The sequence below is a fragment of the Arthrobacter sp. CC3 genome (assembly GCF_039907775.1).
In the GTDB taxonomy this organism is placed as follows: Bacteria; Actinomycetota; Actinomycetes; order Actinomycetales; family Micrococcaceae; genus Arthrobacter.
Genome location: NZ_JARCCY010000046.1, coordinates 1 through 16,098, shown reverse-complemented (window position 1 = coordinate 16,098; position 16,098 = coordinate 1). Strand labels below are relative to the sequence as shown.

Sequence of the window (16,098 nt, the reverse complement as noted above, 5' to 3'; positions counted from 1 at the left end):
TTTGTTGTGCATCAAGGTTAGGACCATGGTTCACGGACCGCCATGGCACTCCCGTCCCGAAATGTAACTCCGTGGAGACTGCGGCGAAACGTGCCCACAACATGGGGCGCCTACTTTTGGGGCTATGACACCACGCCTGTTCACCAGAATCGCTTCATGGTTCGAAGCCCGGACCTTGCCTGCAACTGCCTCACCGTCGGGCGACGGCGCCTGGGAACAGGGCAACGCCGCGATCGCCGATGTTACCAGGTGGGGCTGGCTGCCGGCACTCAGCGGGGTGTCCATTGCGGCCGATCACGCGGCGGCCGCACACCGGGAGAAGGCTGCCGCGGCAAGCAAGGGATAGCCGCCGGCCTGCCTGTCCGGGGGCCTCGGGCCGGCCGGTGACGGACGATTTGTCGGGTTGAACACACTTTTCTTCCACAACCGGCATAATGTCCTAAACTGCTTCACTGAGGTGCCTGAAATGGCGCTGCGCAGCAACGAAAGTGAACCACGCCATGGCTACCGATTACGACGCCCCACGCAAGACAGAAGAAGAGTCTCCCGCTGAATCACTGGAGGCCCTTCAGGCGTCCCGCGGCGGCGGAGCCCAGACCGCCGTCATCGACCTTGATGAGAACGATACGGCTGAGGGAATTGACCTTCCCGGGGCGGATCTTTCCGGCGAAGAACTCACGGTCACCGTTGTCCCCGAGCAGTCCGACGAATTCACCTGCTCCTCGTGCTTCCTGGTCCGTCACCGGTCCCAGGTTGCCCGCGAAAAGAACGGCATGAAGTACTGCCGCGACTGCGAAGGCTAGGTGTACTCCAGCAAGCGTCCCAAATTTCAGATGCACGGCATCGAGAGGCGCCGGCGAGCCGCAAGGCCCGCCGGCGCCTCGTCGTTATCCGGCATTACGGAAGCGGGTCCAATGACCTTTCGGACAGCCCCTTAATGCCGCTAAATGCGCCGCTGAATAACCGTCCCGTAACCTGCGCCGCCGCAATTTAACAGTTGGGCGCCGAAGGGATTTCGGCCCTCGTTTTAGCCTGTCACGGCTCCTACGCTTGAGTTATCTCAACACTTCCGAGGGTGGCTGAAATGAAGAAATTCCAAGTATGGCTGGCGGCAATCCTGATGGCTGCCGGACTCGGCCTGGTGGCTCCGGCACCTGCATCCGCGTCCTACTGCGGCCTGGTGTGGGGGTCGTTGGCGAAATCCGAAGCCCCCATGGGAACCGGAAAGGTCACCAAGGTGCGGACCGGGCAGCACTACTGCTTCGACCGCCTGGTGGTTGACCTCAACGGTCCGGTGAAGGGCTACACCGTGCGGTACGTCCCCACTGTGGTACAGGACGGTTCGGGGTTGCCGGTTCCCCTGCGGGGGCGGGCATTCCTCCAGATCACCGTCAATTCAGCCGCTTATGACGACGGCGGCAACTCCACGTACAACCCGGCCGACCGGAAAGAACTGACCAACGTTGGCGGCTACCAGACCTTCCGCCAAGTGGCTTGGGCCGGAAGCTTCGAGGGCTACTCGAGCATGGGGCTGGGTGTCCGCGGACGGCTCCCGTTCAGGGTATTCACCCTCGACGGACCCGGAGCAGGGTCCCGGTTCGTGGTTGACATTGCCCACTATTGGTGACCTGCACCAGCCAGACGTGCGGCAGGCCCCGCTCCGGATCTTCCGGGCGGGGCCTGCAGCCGTGTGGGTCCTCCAACGTGATGGTCCCTGCGTTACTCCGGGACCACCAGGGCCGGGGTGTCCTTGCGGATGGTTTCGCCGCGGAAGAACCCGGGACGCAGCCTGGCCATGATGAGCATGAACACGGCGCCCAGGGCAAGGATTCCCACCCCGAGGACGAAGACCAGCCCCACACCGAAGATCTCTGATCCGCTGCCGAACTCCGGTGCCCAGCTGTCGGCGGCCGTCTGCAGGAACACCACCAGCAGTCCCAGTCCGCCCAGCAGCGGGCAAAGCAGGCGCAGGACGAAGTTGCGGACGCTGCTGAAGACGCTGTTGCGGAAATACCAGGCGCACGCGAACGCCGTCAGCCCGTAGTAGAAGCAGATCATCAGCCCCAGGGCCAGGATGGTGTCGTTCAGGACGTTTTCGCTGACCACGTGCATCACCGCATAAAACCCCGCGGAGAGGACGCCTGCGGCAACCGTGGCGAAGCCCGGGGTCGCAAACTTCTTGCTCATGTGGCTGAACGGTTTCGGCAGCGCGCCGTAGTGTGCCATGGCCAGCAGGCTGCGGGACGGCGAGGTGAAGGTGGACTGCAGCGACGCCGCCGAGCTGGACAGGACCGCCAGAGACATGAGGATGGCGAACGGGCCCATGATGGGGGAGGCCAGCGCGGTGAAAATGTTCGCGTGGTTCTCTTCATTGTTCAGTCCGACGCCTTCGGTGCCCACGCCTGCGAACATCATGGTGGCGATGGTGACCAGCAGGTAGATGCCCAGGACCACCACCGCGGTGAGGGTGCCGGCGATGCCCGCGGTTTTCTTGCCGTTGGCCGTTTCCTCGTTCACGGTGAGGCAGACATCCCAGCCCCAATAGACAAAGATGGACAGCGAAATTCCGGCGGCAATCTGCCCGAACGTCTCGATCTTCGTGACGTCAAACCATTCCCAGCTGAACGGAATAGCGGTTTCCGAGGACGACCAGTTGGCGAAGGCCATGGCCACGAACAGCCCCAGCACCAGCAGCTGGAACCCCACCAGGCCGTACTGCACGATCTTGGTGGTGTGCAGGCCGCGGTAGCTCACCCAGACGGCCAGGGCCACGAAAACGAAGCATGTAGCGACGTTCAAGGGTTTGTTGGCGGCGAGGTCCGCAAGCTCCGGTGCGCCCGTGAGCTGGGCGAGGAAGAGGTAGAAGAAGTCCACCGCCACAGCTGCCAGGTTGGACAGCACGATGATGTTCGCGGCGAGGAGTCCCCACCCGCCCATCCAGCCCACCCACGGGCCGAAGGCCTTGGTGACCCAGGTGAAGGTGGTGCCGCTGTCCGGCGAGTCGGCGTTGAGCTCCCGGTAGGCCAGGGACACCAGGATCATGGGGATGAAACCAATGAGGAAAATGACCGGCAGCTGCAGCCCGGCCTCGTTAACGGTGGGACCGAGGGCACTGGTGAGCGTATAGGCCGGTGCGATGGTGGAAATGCCAAGAACGACGACGGCGAGGAGGCCCAGCTGCCCGCCCTTCAGTCCCTTTCCGGTGATGCCGTGCGGGGTCCCGGGCGCGTCGGTGACAGATGCCGCTGTGCCGGCTGCTTGCGCGCCGGCCTGTGAGCCCTGGCGGATGGTTTGGGTCATGTCCGGACCTTTCAGGAAGTCAAAACTCTAGGGGACGCAGCGGGCTGCTGCTGGGTGATGCAGTGGATGCCTCCGCCCCTGGCGAACAGCTCGCGGGCGTCAATGCCCACGATCCGGCGGCCGGGGTAGGCATCGGCGAGGATCCGCAGCGCCTTTTCGTCGTTGGGGTCGGCGAACGTGCAGGCAATCACGCCGCCATTAACCACGAGGTGGTTGATGTAGCTGTAGTCCACGAAACCCTCGTGGTCCCTGAGGGTGACGGGAGCGGGGACCTCGATGATGTTCCACTCGCGGCCGGCGGCGTCCCGGGTGGCGGACAGGAAACTGATGATTTCGCGGCTAACTTCGAAATCCGGATGCTCCGGGTCCTGCTGGGAATGGACCAGCAGCGTGCCGGGCGAGGGGATGGCGGCCACGATGTCCACGTGGCCCCGGGTACCGAACCGCTCCGAGTCCCTGGTCAGGCCGCGCGGCAGCCAGACAGCGTGGGTGGCCCCGATGGTCCGGGCGAGTTCTGCTTCCACCTCGGCCTTGGTGAAGCCCGGGTTGCGGCCCGGATCCAGCTGCACGGTTTCGGTGAGCAGCACTGTCCCCTGGCCGTCCACCTGAATTCCGCCGCCTTCATTGACGAGCCCGGAGGTGACGTGGCGGGCTCCCGAGCGGCCGGCCACCTCCGCGCCGATCAGCGAGTCCTTGTCCCAGCGGGCCCAGTCCTGTCCGCCCCAGCCGTTGAACACCCAGTCGACGGCACCGAGGCGTCCGTCGTCATCGAGGACGAAGGTGGGGCCGATGTCCCGCATCCACGCATCGTTGAGGTCTGCCGTGAGCACCTCGACGGCGGGATCCAGGTAGCGCGCGGCGATCCCGACGTCGTCGGGCGTTACCACCACGGTGACCGGTTCGAATTCGACGGCGGCATTGGCGACCGCCGCCCAGGTGGTCCGCGCGGCGTGCGCCTCCTCCGCCGTGTCGCCGAGAGTGTAGCCGCCCATGGGGAAGGCCATCCAGACCCGCTCCTGCGGGGCCGTCTCGGCGGGCATGCGCCAGCTGCTCACGCGGTCACCTCCATGTACACGGGGGCGGGACCGCCGAGCGGCTGGTCACGCCGCACCGGTTCGGTGAGCCGTGCATAGGTGTCCGGACGGCGGGTGGCCAGGAACGGGAACAGCGTCAGCCAGTCCCTGCGCTGGTCCAGGTCAAGGTCGGCGACGAGGACGGCGGATTCGTCGCGGGGCGCCTGGGCCAGGATCCGGCCGTAGGGGTCCGAGATGAACGAGGAACCGTAAAAGTTCAACGTTCCTTCGTTTCCCCAGCGGTTCGGGGCCACCATGAACAGTCCGTTGGCGATGCCGTTGCCTACGATCACCTGCTGCCAGAGTGGCTGGGTGTCGAAGTCCGGGTGATCAGGCTCGGAACCGATCGCCGTGGGGTAGACCAGGAGTTCCGCTCCGCCCAGGGAGTACAGCCGGGCGAGTTCCGGGAACCATTCGTCCCAGCAGGTGGGCATCCCCAGCCTGGCACCGCCGAGTTCGGCGGGGGAGTGGACCTCGTAGGCTTCCGCGGACGCCGGGCCCTGGCGGAAGAACTTGTCCTCGTAGTAGCCGGCGGTCACGGGGATGTGCAGTTTGTGCGTGCGGGCCAGCAGTTCGCCGTCGGGAGACACCAAAATCGCAGTGTTCAATCCGAGGCCGTCGTCGGTGCCCTCGGGATTGTCCGCGCGCTGGTACAGGGACGCGTGGACGGAGATGCCGTGGCGGCGGGCGGCGTCGGCGGCGAAGCGGAACGTGGGCCCCGTCAGCAGGTCCTCAGCGAGGTCCGACGGGCGGGGACGGGCTGCCCAGGAGCGGGCGGTGTCATTTTCCGGGAGGGTGTCCGCCGGGTAGCGGGAGAGCGTCAGTTCCGGCAGGAAGACGACGGTGGCCCCCAGCCGGGCTGCGCGTCCGATGCCCTCGTCCAGTTCTGCACGAAGCCGGGCAGGGTCGGCGTGCCAGCGGTGCTGGACCACGCCGACCCGCAGCGCGGGACGGGCTGAAGGCTGCGTCCGGGCCAGGGATGCGGGTGGTTCGAGGCAGGTAATTTCAATCATGGCGAATACTCCAGTGAGACGGCGGTCACTAAATGAATGACGTTCATTTAGTATCCACGTCACGCCGCCGCATGGCAAGGAAAAAATGAACAAACATCATTTTGTTAAGCCCCGCGCGAGAATCGGTGGCGCCGCTGTGGCGGCTGGGATAGTTTCGAATTACCCGAGAAACCGCTGACACCAGGAGGATCAATGAAGGCATCACCGACGCTGACCAACAATCTGCAGGCTGTGCTCGCGGACCTGATTGAGCTGCACATCCAAGGCAAGCAGGCCCACTGGAACATCGTGGGAACCAACTTCCGCGACCTCCACCTGCAGTTGGACGAAATTATCGATGCCGCCCGGAACTACGCCGACGACATGGCGGAGCGCATGCGGGCACTCCACGCCCTGCCGGACGGCCGCAGCACCACTGTTGCGGAAACCACCAGCCTGGCGCAGTTCCCCCAGGGGCTCATCAACACCAAGGATGCCGTGGACCGCATCGTCGCGGCGCTCGAAGCGGCCGTGGGCACCATGCGCAAAGTCCACGATGAAGTTGACGAGGAAGACCCCACCACGGCTGACCTGCTTCATGAGTTCATTTCGAAGCTCGAGCAGTACGCCTGGATGGTGGGCGCGGAGAACATGAAGGCGTCGGCCAGCGTGACCACGCCCGACAGTAAATAGGCACAGCAAGTAGGCTCGGCGGCCAAGAGCGCCGCCGCAGCCAGGCGGACCGCGGGGACTCCGGCCGCCCGCCATCGCCAGGGAAGCCCGGCGCCGGACATTGTTTCCGGCGCCGGGCTTCCTGCTGCCGCGGGGGCTTCCTTTGGCTGCCCTTCGATCAAGCGCATAACCCTTGACTTCCGGACACTTCGGAGAATACTTAAGTATGTGCTTAACAATCGTGAGGCGGGCGGCGCGGAACTCGACGCTATTTTCCAGGCGCTCGCCGACCCCACCCGCAGGGCCATCCTCATCCGGCTCTGCGAGGGACCGGCGTCCGTCTCGGAGCTCGCCAAGCCTTTCGCCATGAGCCTGCCCGCAATCGTTCAGCACCTGCAGGTACTCGAGCACAGCGGCATGGTCCGGACCGAAAAGATCGGCAGGGTCCGCAGCTGCAGCATCGAACCGGCGGCGGTCCGGCTGGCGGAAGACTGGCTGGGCAGGCGCAGGACGGGCCTGGAACGCCGCCTCGACCGGCTGGAAGCCTTCCTCAAGAAGCCCTAGCAACAAGAAACGAAGGAGTACGCCATGGCAACCCCCATCACGCACGCAAGCTTCAGCCTCGAACGCAGGCTGAACGCCCCGCCGTCGCGCGTTTTCCACGCCTTTTCCGATTTTGCGAGCAAGAAGAAGTGGTTCGGCGGCCCGCCTGAATGGACCCAGGGCGAGTCCAGCCTCGATTTCCGCGAGGGCGGCAGGGAAACCGATGTCGGAGGTCCGCCCGGCGGTTTCGTGTCCACCATGAACGCGGTGTACCAGGACATCGTGGAGAACGAACGGATCGTCTTCACCTACGAAATGCTGCTCGACGGACGCCGCATGTCCGTTTCGCTCAGCACGGTGGAACTGGCGCCCGACGGCGACGGCACCCTGCTCACCTTGACGGAGCAGGGTGCCTACTTCACCGAAGAGGACCAGGCGGCGGGCCGGGAGGAAGGGTTCAGCGGCCTGCTGGACGCCCTCCAGGCCTTCGTCGAAGGCTGAAGCGGGCGGTGCTACGCCGCCTTCGGCACTCCGCGGAGTACGACGGCGACAAGGACTGCCGCCCCCGCCATCAGCACCAGCCCGATGGACGCCGTCACGTGGACGCCCGACTCAAAGGCAACCCGGGCGGCGGACGTCAGGGCGTCCGCCAGCGGCTCGGGGAGCGAATGCGCGAGCTCCATGGACCCGGCGAGGGTCTCCCGGGCGTGGGCAATCCCCTCGGCCGCACCTCCGGGGCTGGAGGCAGCGAGTCCCTCCGGCAGGACCAGGTTCCGCTGGTACGACGCGGTCAGGATCGAGCCGAGCACGGCCGTGCCCAGCAGCGAGCCAATCTCGTAGCCGGTCTCAGAGATAGCGGCAGCCGCTCCTGACTTCTCCGGTGGCACGGACCCCAGGATCATGTCGTTGGAGATCGTCTCGGCTGCCCCCACGCCCAGGGCCAGGACCAGGAGCGCACCCAGCAAGAGGGCCGGCCCGCCCGAATGGTCCCCGAACGCCACCATGAAATAGCCGGTGGCGCTCAGGGAAAGGCCGCCGGCCACCACAAAGCCGGGCCGGACTTTCCGCACCAGCGGCACCACCAGCAGGCCGGCAACCACCGTGGCAACCAGTGCGGGGATCATGGCGATCCCGGCCTCCGTGGGCCGCTGGCCCTCCAGCAGCTGGAGGTGCTGGGCCAGGAACAGGATGAAGCCGTTGAACGAAAACAGGGCCAGCACGTTGGCGGTGATGGCCGTGCTGAAAATCCTGTTTCCGAAGAGGCTCATGTCCAGCAGCGGGCTGGTCAGCCTCTTCTGGCGCCGGACAAAGGCATATCCGATCACCAGTCCACCGCCGATGGCCGCGGCCGACGCGGCGCCGAAACCTTCCGTAGCCAATGACTTGATGCCGTAGACCAGCGGAACCATGGTCAGCAGCGAGAGGACGATGCTGGCACCATCCACCGATCCGGGCCGGGGATCCCTGGACTCGGGAATGAGGACGGGGCCGAGGATCAGGATGGGAAGCATGATGGGCACTGCCACCAACAGGATCGCTCCCCACCAGTACTGCTCCACGAGCCAGCCGCCGAAGATCGGCCCCAGTGCGGCGCCGCCGGAGAACCCTGCCGCCCAGATGGCGATCGCCAGCCGGCGCCGGTTGGCGTCCGGGAAGATGTTGCGGATCAGGGACAGGGTGGAAGGCATGAGCATCGCCCCGAAGAAGCCCAGTGCCGCGCGGCCGGCGATCAACCATTCCGCGCTCGGGGCGAATGCAGTGGCAGCGGACACCGCGGCAAAGCCGGTGCTGCCGATCAGCAGGAGCCGGCGGCGGCCGATCCTGTCACCGAAACTCCCCATGGCAACCAGCAGGCCAGCCAGGACCAGCGGGTAGGCATCAACAATCCACAGCAGTTGAACGCCGGTGGGTTCCAGGCCGCGGGCGATGGCGGGCAACGCAAATGTCAGCGCGGTGTTGTCCACGGCAACCAGCAGCACCGGGAACATCAGTAGCGCCAGGGCCAGCCAGTCGCGGCCCCGGTTCGTAGCGGCCGGCCGGCCGCCGGTAGCGGCAGGAGCGGCGGCAGGGTGCCGGGCCGGGCCGGCTGTGAGGTGACGGGTTGCCGGCGTCGAGGTTGAGGATGAGTTTCCCATGCCAATAACTGTACCGTCTGGACGGTATAGTTAAGAAATGAGCCCGGACCACCGGGCATGATAGGAACCATGGCCAGAAAACCCGTCGCACGCGAAGCCGTGCTCGACGCCTTTGAATCCCTTCTGATCGAAGTGGGCGAGCGCGCCGCCACGCTGGATGCCGTCGCCAGGCGCGCCGGCGTGTCCAAGGGGGGACTGCTGTACCACTTCCCGAACAAGGAAGCCATGATTTCGGCCCTGCTCGAGCGCATGGACGTGCTGGTCGCGCGGGATCTGGACACCATGGCGAAGGCTCCGGAAGGAGCGGCGGCCTACTTCATCAGGTCCTCGCTCTGGGCGGACACTCCGTTGGACCGGGTCTTTGTGGCTGCCACGCGGCTCGCCGAAGTGGCGCACGAGGAGACGCTGCACCGTTTCGCGGCTGTCCAGGGGAGCTGGCTGGAGCTGCTGGCCGGTGACGTCGGCCCGGCCATGGCAAAGGCCGTGCTGTACATGGGTGACGGACTCTATTTCAATGCCATGCTGGCCAGCGGTCCCGGTGCCGCCCCGCCGGAAATGAGCGGCGACGTCGACAGCCTGCTGGCCGCCGTCGAGCGGCTCCGCGGCTGACCGCCGTGCCTGCCGAGGCCGCTGGCGGCCCCCTTCGCAACTCAGGCCGTAACGCGGCGGCGGGCACGATGCGGAGTTTGCAGACTGGACTCCTACGTAGGACAATTGCAGCTGTGACTGTTGTCACCGCTAACTAAATATGCCTTTGATCTGCGGCGGGAGAGTTCTGCAAGTAGGTACAAGCAGGCGCCGTAGGAGCAAATCCTCCCCAGGAATCTCTCAGGCCCACGTACCGCCGCGGCGAGGCAACTCTGGAAAGCAGCAGGCTGTCCGTTGTGCCCCAACATTTGTTGGAGGCAACAACGCCGGACACGCCCTGCTCACCGACGGTGCAAGCTGAGCCATGCGAAAGCACGGCAATGCGGAAACTCTCAGGTCCAATACAGAGCGGGGAGGAACCCGGACCACTGCGGCGTACCCTGCGCCGCCATTAGTAATGGAGTTCCTTCGTGACGGTTAGTTCAGCCTCCACCACCTTCGTCGATCGGCACATTGGCGCCCGCCGCCAAGCCGACATCGACACCATGCTCAAGTCTGTCGGCTACGACACCGTTGACTCACTGGTAGACACCGCGGTTCCCAACGACATCCGCCAGGATGTTGCCCTCCGCCTGCAGGACGCCCTCAGCGAGGTTGAAGTCCTCGGCGAGCTGCGCAAGCTGGCTGCCAAGAACAAGACGGCCGTGCAGATGATCGGCCAGGGCTACTACGACACCGTGACCCCGCCGGTGATCCGCCGCAACGTCCTGGAATCCCCGGCCTGGTACACCGCCTACACCCCGTACCAGCCGGAAATCTCCCAGGGCCGCCTCGAGGCGCTCCTGAACTTCCAGACCATGGTTCAGGACCTCGTGGGGCTGCCCATCGCCAACGCCTCCCTGCTGGACGAAGCCACCGCTGTGGCCGAAGCCGTGCTGATGATGCGCCGCGCCAACAAGAACAAGACTGCCCACGACGGCAAGACCGTCCTTGACGCCGATGTGCTGCCCCAGACCATCGCCATCGTCAAGGGCCGCGCCGAGGCACTCGGCTTCGAGGTTGAGGTTGCGGACCTGTCCCAGGGCCTTCCCGACGGCGTCATCAACGGCATCGTGCTGCAGCAGCCGGGCGTTTCCGGCCGTGTGTTCGACCACTCCGCCGTCATCGCCGCCGCCAAGGAGCGCGGCGCCCTGGTCACCGTTGCGGCCGACCTGCTCTCCCTGACCCTGATCACGCCTCCCGGCGAGCAGGGTGCGGACATCGCAGTCGGCTCCACGCAGCGCCTGGGTGTGCCGCTGTTCTTCGGCGGCCCGCACGCTGCCTACATGGCTGTGCAGAAGGGCCTCGAACGCTCCATGCCCGGCCGCCTGGTGGGTGTGTCCAAGGACAACGCCGGCACCCCGGCCTACCGCCTGGCACTGCAGACCCGCGAGCAGCACATCCGCCGCGAAAAGGCGACGTCCAACATCTGCACCGCGCAGGCACTGCTGGCCATCGTCTCCTCGATGTACGCCGTCTACCACGGCCCCGACGGACTGAAGGCCATCGCCGAGACCGTCCACAACAGCGCCCGCACCCTGGCAGCATCCCTGAAGGCCGCCGGCCTTGAGGTCCTGCACGGCAGCTTCTTTGACACCATCACCGTCCGTGTTCCGGGCAAGGCCGTTGAAATCGTTGCCGCGGCGGAGGCCAAGGGCATCAACCTGCGCGGCATCGACGCCGACACCGTGGGCATCTCCACTGACGAAACCACGACGCCGGAAATTGTCGCCGCTGTGGCTGCCGTCTTCGGTGCCGAGGTTGCCGGCGATGCGGCAGGATTTGCCCTCGAGGCCGCCGTCGAGCGCACCTCGGACTACCTGCAGCACCCGGTGTTCAACACCCACCGCTCCGAAACCCAGCTGCTGCGCTACATCCGCAAGCTCTCGGACCGCGACCTCGCCCTGGACCGCACCATGATCCCGCTCGGTTCCTGCACCATGAAGCTGAACGCCACCGCCGAGATGGAAGCCATCTCCTGGCCGGAGTTCGCCTCCATCCACCCCTTCGCCCCGGATTCCCAGACCGAGGGCTGGCGTGAACTGATCGATGGCCTGGAAGCGGACCTCGCCGAGATCACCGGCTACGACCAGGTCTCCATCCAGCCGAACGCCGGCTCGCAGGGCGAACTCGCGGGCCTGCTTGCGATCCGCGGCTACCACCTGTCCCGCGGTGATGACCAGCGCAACGTCTGCCTGATCCCGGCCTCGGCTCACGGCACGAACGCCGCGTCGGCCGTCCTGGCCGGCATGAAGGTTGTTGTCGTGGCCACCGCTGCCGACGGCACGATCGATCACGCCGACTTCCAGGCGAAGATTGAAACCCACAAGGACGTCCTGTCCGCGATCATGATCACCTACCCGTCCACCCACGGCGTATACGACGCCGACGTGCGCGAGATCTGCGACTCGGTGCACGCCGCCGGCGGCCAGGTCTACGTTGACGGCGCCAACCTGAACGCGCTCGTGGGTCTGGCCCAGCCCGGCAAGTTCGGCGGAGACGTGTCCCACCTGAACCTGCACAAGACCTTCTGCATCCCGCACGGCGGCGGCGGCCCGGGCGTCGGCCCGGTTGCAGCGAAGGCACACCTGGCGCCGTTCATGCCGGGCGACGCCAACAAGGCAGCGCACGAAGACGGGCACGGCGTTGCGATCTCCGCTTCGCGCTTCGGCTCCGCCGGTGTGCTGCCGATCTCCTGGGCCTACGTGAAGCTGATGGGCGGCGCAGGCCTGACCGAAGCCACCAAGTCGGCCCTGCTGGCGGCAAACTACATCGCCTCCCGCCTGAACGAGTTCTTCCCGGTGCTGTACACCGGCGAAGGCGGACTCGTGGCGCACGAGTGCATCCTGGACCTGCGTGAACTGACGGCACGGACCGGCGTCACCGCTGAAGACGTGGCCAAGCGCCTCATCGACTTCGGCTTCCACGCCCCCACCCTGGCGTTCCCGGTGGCCGGCACGCTCATGGTGGAGCCCACCGAGTCCGAGGACCTCGTGGAGATCGACCGCTTCATCGACGCAATGATCACCATCCGCCAGGAAATCGACCAGGTGGCCAACGGCGACTTCACCGTGGAGAACTCCCCGCTGCGCAACGCACCGCACACCGCGGCCGCCGTCGTTTCTTCCGACTGGAACCGCGAGTACCCGCGCGAGCAGGCTGCCTTCCCGGTCCACCACCTCAAGCAGGACAAGTACTTCCCGCCCGTGGGCCGCATCGACGGCGCAGCAGGGGACCGCAACCTGATCTGCTCCTGCCCGCCCATCGAAGACTTCGAAAACTAAGGATTCCCCAGATGACTGAGAACTACACCGCGCTCTACGAAGAGCACAAGAAACTGGGCGCATCCTTCACCGACTTCGGTGGCTGGCAGATGCCCCTGAAGTACTCCTCCGAGCTGGCCGAACACCACGCCGTCCGCAACGCCGCCGGTCTGTTCGACCTCTCCCACATGGGCGAAGTCTGGGTCACCGGCCCGGACGCCGCAGCGTTCCTGGACTACGCCCTGGTCGGAAAGATCTCCGCCATGTCCGTGGGCAAGGCCAAGTACTCGCTGATCTGCCAGGAAGACGGCGGCATCATCGACGACCTGATCACGTACCGTCGCCCCGCGGCTGAAGATGGCACCGACAAGTTCCTGGTAGTGCCCAACGCCGGCAACGCCGTGGTGGTTGCCGCAGCTCTGGCGGAACGGGCAGCGAACTTCGACGTCGTCGTTCAGGACGCGTCCTCGGCGACCTCGCTGGTCGCCGTCCAGGGTCCCAAGGCCGAAGCCATCCTGCTTCGCCTGGTCCCCGCGGCCCAGCACGAGCTGGTCACCGGCCTCAAGTACTACGCGGCCGTGGAAGTTCCGTTCATGGTGGCAGGCAGCAGCAAGGACCTCCTGCTGGCCCGCACCGGGTACACCGGTGAAGACGGCTTCGAAATCTTCGTGGACAACGATGACGCCGCCGCCCTGTGGCAGGCCATCGAAGCCGTCGCCGAGGAAGGCGAACTGGTTCCCGCCGGACTGGCGTGCCGCGACTCGCTGCGCCTCGAAGCCGGCATGCCGCTCTACGGCAACGAGCTCTCCCGCGAAGGCAACCCCTACGCAGCAGGCCTCGGCCCGGTTGTCTCGCTCGCCAAGGAAAGCGACTTCGTGGGCCGTGCCGCACTGGAAGCACTCAAGGCCGGCGGTGCCGGCTCCACGAGCGGGCGCAGGCTCGTGGGCCTCAAGGGCCTTGGCCGGCGTGCCGGCCGCGGCCACTACCCGGTCCTCAAGGACGGCAACGTGGTTGGCGAAGTGACCTCCGGCCAGCCGAGCCCCACCCTTGGTTACCCTGTGGCGCTTGCCTATGTCGACGTCGAGCACTCCGAGGTGGGCACCGCCCTGGACATCGACCTGCGTGGCAAGGCAGAGCCGTTCGAAGTTGTCGCACTGCCTTTCTACAAGCGCCAAAAGTAACCCGAGGCTGGCTCCCTCGGGGCCGACATCCTCTGCGTGCTCGCTCGTTCCTCGCTTAGACGCACTCTGCCGGATGCCTGCCCCGAGGGACCCTCCATGGCTTGAGCGCCTTCGCAAGCCAAAGGTGCTGGGGGATGTGCCGCCTGGCAAGCTCGATCATTGGGGGTTGAGCTTGCCGAAACCCGGGCGGCCTGCTTGGTGCTAGACCACTGTTTTATCTTTCAATGCCGTTGGTTCCCCACCGGAACTGACGGCCGGAGACGGCGGGTGAGCGGATTCCGGAAGCGTGCGTCAAAGCGACGAAGGAGCAGCACGCGGAGGAATTCGGTCACCCGCCTCCCCACCCGACCACACAAGTAACGAGATTAAGGAACACCATGGCAAAAGTAGCCGCTGAACTGCAGTACTCCGACGAGCACGAGTGGGTTGCCCGCGAGGCCGGCAACCTTGTGTCCATCGGCATTTCCGCCGTGGCCACGGACGCCCTCGGCGACATCGTCTACGTTGACCTGCCCGAGGTCGGCTCCACCGTGACCGCAGGGGAGACCTGCGGCGAGGTCGAGTCCACCAAGTCCGTCTCTGACCTGTACTCCCCGGTCACCGGCGAGGTCACGGAAACCAACTCCGCCGTCGTCGACGACCCCGCACTGATCAACAGCGATCCGTACGGTGCCGGCTGGCTCTTCAAGGTGGCCGCAGACTCCGACGGCCCGCTGCTTTCCGCTGAGGAATACGCTGCCAAGAACGGCGGCGAGCTGTGAGCGGCGCAACGGCCGCTGCAGGCACGGTCGCGTTCGAGCAGGTAGTCTCCCCGTCCCTGGACGCGGACCTGTCCGCCCTGGACCCGGAGATCGCGGCGAAGATCGACGACGAGCTGGGCCGCCAGCGCACCGGCCTGGAAATGATCGCCTCGGAGAACCACACCGCCAAGGCCGTCATGCAGGCGCAAGGCTCGGTCCTTACCAACAAGTACGCAGAGGGCTACCCCGGCAAGCGCTACTACGGCGGCTGCGAGCACGTTGACGTCGTCGAACAGCTGGCCATCGACCGGGTGAAGGCCCTGTTCGGTGCCGAGTACGCGAACGTGCAGCCGCACTCAGGTGCGCAGGCCAACGCCTCGGTGATGCACGCGCTGATCAAGCCGGGGGACACGATCATGGGCCTGAACCTGGCCCACGGCGGTCACCTGACCCACGGCATGCGGATCAACTTCTCCGGCCGCCTGTACAACGTCATCCCGTACCAGGTCCGCGAAGAGGACCACCGGATCGACATGGCCGAGGTGGAGCGCCTGGCCCAGGAGCACAAGCCGCAGCTGATCGTCGCCGGCTGGTCCGCCTACGCCCGGCAGCTGGACTTTGCCGAGTTCCGCCGGATCGCCGACTCCGTGGGCGCCTACCTGATGGTGGACATGGCGCACTTCGCCGGGCTCGTCGCCGCCGGACTGCACCCGTCACCGGTGCCCCACGCCCACGTGGTCACCTCCACCACGCACAAGACCCTCGCCGGTCCGCGCGGCGGCATCATCCTCTCCAACGACGCCGACATCGCCAAGAAGATCAACTCGGCAGTGTTCCCCGGCCAGCAGGGCGGCCCGCTGGAGCACGTCATTGCCGGCAAGGCCGTGGCCTTCAAGATCGCCGCGTCCCCGGAGTTCAAGGAACGCCAGGAACGCGTCCTGGCCGGTGCCCGGATCCTCGCCGACCGCCTGGTCCAGCCGGACGTCACCGCCAAGGGGATTAACGTGATCTCCGGCGGCACCGACGTCCACCTGGTCCTGGTGGACCTGCGCAACTGCGAACTCGACGGCCAGCAGGCGGAGGACCGCCTCGCGGAAATCGACATCACCGTGAACCGCAACGCCGTGCCGTTCGACCCGAGGCCGCCGATGGTCACCTCGGGACTGCGCATCGGCACCCCGGCCCTCGCGACCCGTGGTTTCGGCGAAGCAGCCTTCGCCGAGGTGGCGGCCATCATCGCCGAGGCGCTGATTGCCGACGCCGGCGCGGACCTTTCCGGCCTGCGCTCACGGGTGGAGGCCCTCGCCGCCGCCCACCCGCTCTACCCCTCGGTTGCCAACCTCGCCTAGAGGCCGTATTACAGAAGTAGAGATCACGACGCCGGGCGGCCGCCATAAGCTGCCGCCCGTCGTCGTGTATCCGGCAGTGCGCCGCCGACCGGTTGGTGCGCTGCCTTCCGGCAGGACCATCTGCCGGACCACAGTTAGACCTAGTGAGGAACCCCGGCCATGGCTGTTGGTGTGTTTGATCTTTTTTCCATCGGGATTGGGCCGTCGAGTTCGCATACGGTGG

15 protein-coding genes and 1 riboswitch are annotated in these 16,098 nt (G+C 66.0%); of the genes, 11 read left to right on the top strand and 4 right to left on the bottom strand.

All coding sequences use genetic code 11. From position 1 onward, the window contains the following. Positions 1-124: 124 nt before the first annotated feature. From PV761_RS20410 to PV761_RS20400, 3 genes are all read left to right on the top strand, one after another. Positions 125-346, top strand: coding sequence for a hypothetical protein (locus PV761_RS20410; protein ID WP_347899458.1), 222 nt, complete (start codon positions 125-127; stop codon positions 344-346). A 154-nt stretch (positions 347-500) separates the two neighbouring features. After that, positions 501-803 carry a DUF4193 domain-containing protein gene (locus PV761_RS20405; protein ID WP_028271346.1) on the top strand — a complete coding sequence of 101 codons (303 nt, stop codon included), beginning with the start codon at positions 501-503 and terminating at the stop codon, positions 801-803. 281 nt (positions 804-1,084) lie between these two features. Continuing rightward, on the top strand, positions 1,085-1,627 hold the full coding sequence (locus tag PV761_RS20400; RefSeq protein WP_347899457.1) for a hypothetical protein: 543 nt from the start codon (positions 1,085-1,087) through the stop codon (positions 1,625-1,627). 92 nt (positions 1,628-1,719) lie between these two features. Here PV761_RS20400 and PV761_RS20395 read toward each other — a convergent pair whose 3' ends face one another. The 3 genes from PV761_RS20395 to PV761_RS20385 are packed head-to-tail and all read right to left on the bottom strand — an operon-like array spanning position 1,720 to position 5,386. After that, positions 1,720-3,300 carry an APC family permease gene (locus PV761_RS20395; protein ID WP_347899456.1) on the bottom strand — a complete coding sequence of 527 codons (1,581 nt, stop codon included), beginning with the start codon at positions 3,298-3,300 and terminating at the stop codon, positions 1,720-1,722. Between the two features lie 11 nt (positions 3,301-3,311). After that, a complete protein-coding gene (locus PV761_RS20390; protein ID WP_347899455.1) occupies positions 3,312-4,355 on the bottom strand; it encodes an agmatine deiminase family protein in 1,044 nt (347 codons plus the stop codon). After that, positions 4,352-5,386 (bottom strand): nitrilase-related carbon-nitrogen hydrolase, encoded by a 1,035-nt coding sequence (locus tag PV761_RS20385; protein WP_347899454.1) that lies wholly within the window; start codon positions 5,384-5,386, stop codon positions 4,352-4,354. Before PV761_RS20385 ends, PV761_RS20390 begins: the two co-directional genes overlap by 4 nt. A 192-nt stretch (positions 5,387-5,578) precedes the next feature. Between PV761_RS20385 and PV761_RS20380 the strand changes: the two genes are divergently transcribed. From PV761_RS20380 to PV761_RS20370, 3 genes are all read left to right on the top strand, one after another. Then, complete coding sequence (locus PV761_RS20380; RefSeq protein ID WP_347899453.1) at positions 5,579-6,058, top strand: DNA starvation/stationary phase protection protein; 480 nt, start codon at positions 5,579-5,581, stop codon at positions 6,056-6,058. 207 nt (positions 6,059-6,265) lie between these two features. After that, positions 6,266-6,601 (top strand): metalloregulator ArsR/SmtB family transcription factor, encoded by a 336-nt coding sequence (locus tag PV761_RS20375; RefSeq protein ID WP_028271340.1) that lies wholly within the window; start codon positions 6,266-6,268, stop codon positions 6,599-6,601. A gap of 24 nt (positions 6,602-6,625) precedes the next feature. After that, entirely contained in the window at positions 6,626-7,081 is a 456-nt protein-coding gene (locus PV761_RS20370) for an SRPBCC family protein (protein WP_028271339.1), read from the top strand. A gap of 11 nt (positions 7,082-7,092) precedes the next feature. On the opposite strand, the gene PV761_RS20365 is transcribed toward PV761_RS20370, so the two are convergent. Continuing rightward, positions 7,093-8,715, bottom strand: a complete 1,623-nt coding sequence (locus tag PV761_RS20365; protein WP_347899452.1) for an MFS transporter — start codon at positions 8,713-8,715, stop codon at positions 7,093-7,095. A gap of 69 nt (positions 8,716-8,784) precedes the next feature. Between PV761_RS20365 and PV761_RS20360 the strand changes: the two genes are divergently transcribed. The 5 genes from PV761_RS20360 to glyA all read left to right on the top strand — a co-directional run bounded on the left by PV761_RS20360 (position 8,785) and on the right by glyA (position 15,875). Beyond that, positions 8,785-9,324 carry a TetR/AcrR family transcriptional regulator gene (locus PV761_RS20360; RefSeq protein WP_028271337.1) on the top strand — a complete coding sequence of 180 codons (540 nt, stop codon included), beginning with the start codon at positions 8,785-8,787 and terminating at the stop codon, positions 9,322-9,324. A gap of 146 nt (positions 9,325-9,470) precedes the next feature. Further along, positions 9,471-9,569, top strand: a riboswitch (glycine riboswitch). Positions 9,570-9,773: 204 nt separating this feature from the next. Next, positions 9,774-12,626 carry an aminomethyl-transferring glycine dehydrogenase gene (gene gcvP / locus PV761_RS20355; RefSeq protein ID WP_347899451.1) on the top strand — a complete coding sequence of 951 codons (2,853 nt, stop codon included), beginning with the start codon at positions 9,774-9,776 and terminating at the stop codon, positions 12,624-12,626. A gap of 11 nt (positions 12,627-12,637) precedes the next feature. Further along, positions 12,638-13,786 (top strand): glycine cleavage system aminomethyltransferase GcvT, encoded by a 1,149-nt coding sequence (gcvT, locus tag PV761_RS20350; protein ID WP_347899450.1) that lies wholly within the window; start codon positions 12,638-12,640, stop codon positions 13,784-13,786. 377 nt (positions 13,787-14,163) lie between these two features. Beyond that, entirely contained in the window at positions 14,164-14,547 is a 384-nt protein-coding gene (gene gcvH, locus PV761_RS20345) for a glycine cleavage system protein GcvH (RefSeq protein ID WP_028271334.1), read from the top strand. Next, complete coding sequence (gene glyA, locus PV761_RS20340; RefSeq protein WP_347899449.1) at positions 14,544-15,875, top strand: serine hydroxymethyltransferase; 1,332 nt, start codon at positions 14,544-14,546, stop codon at positions 15,873-15,875. Before gcvH ends, glyA begins: the two co-directional genes overlap by 4 nt. Positions 15,876-16,098 lie beyond the last annotated feature (223 nt).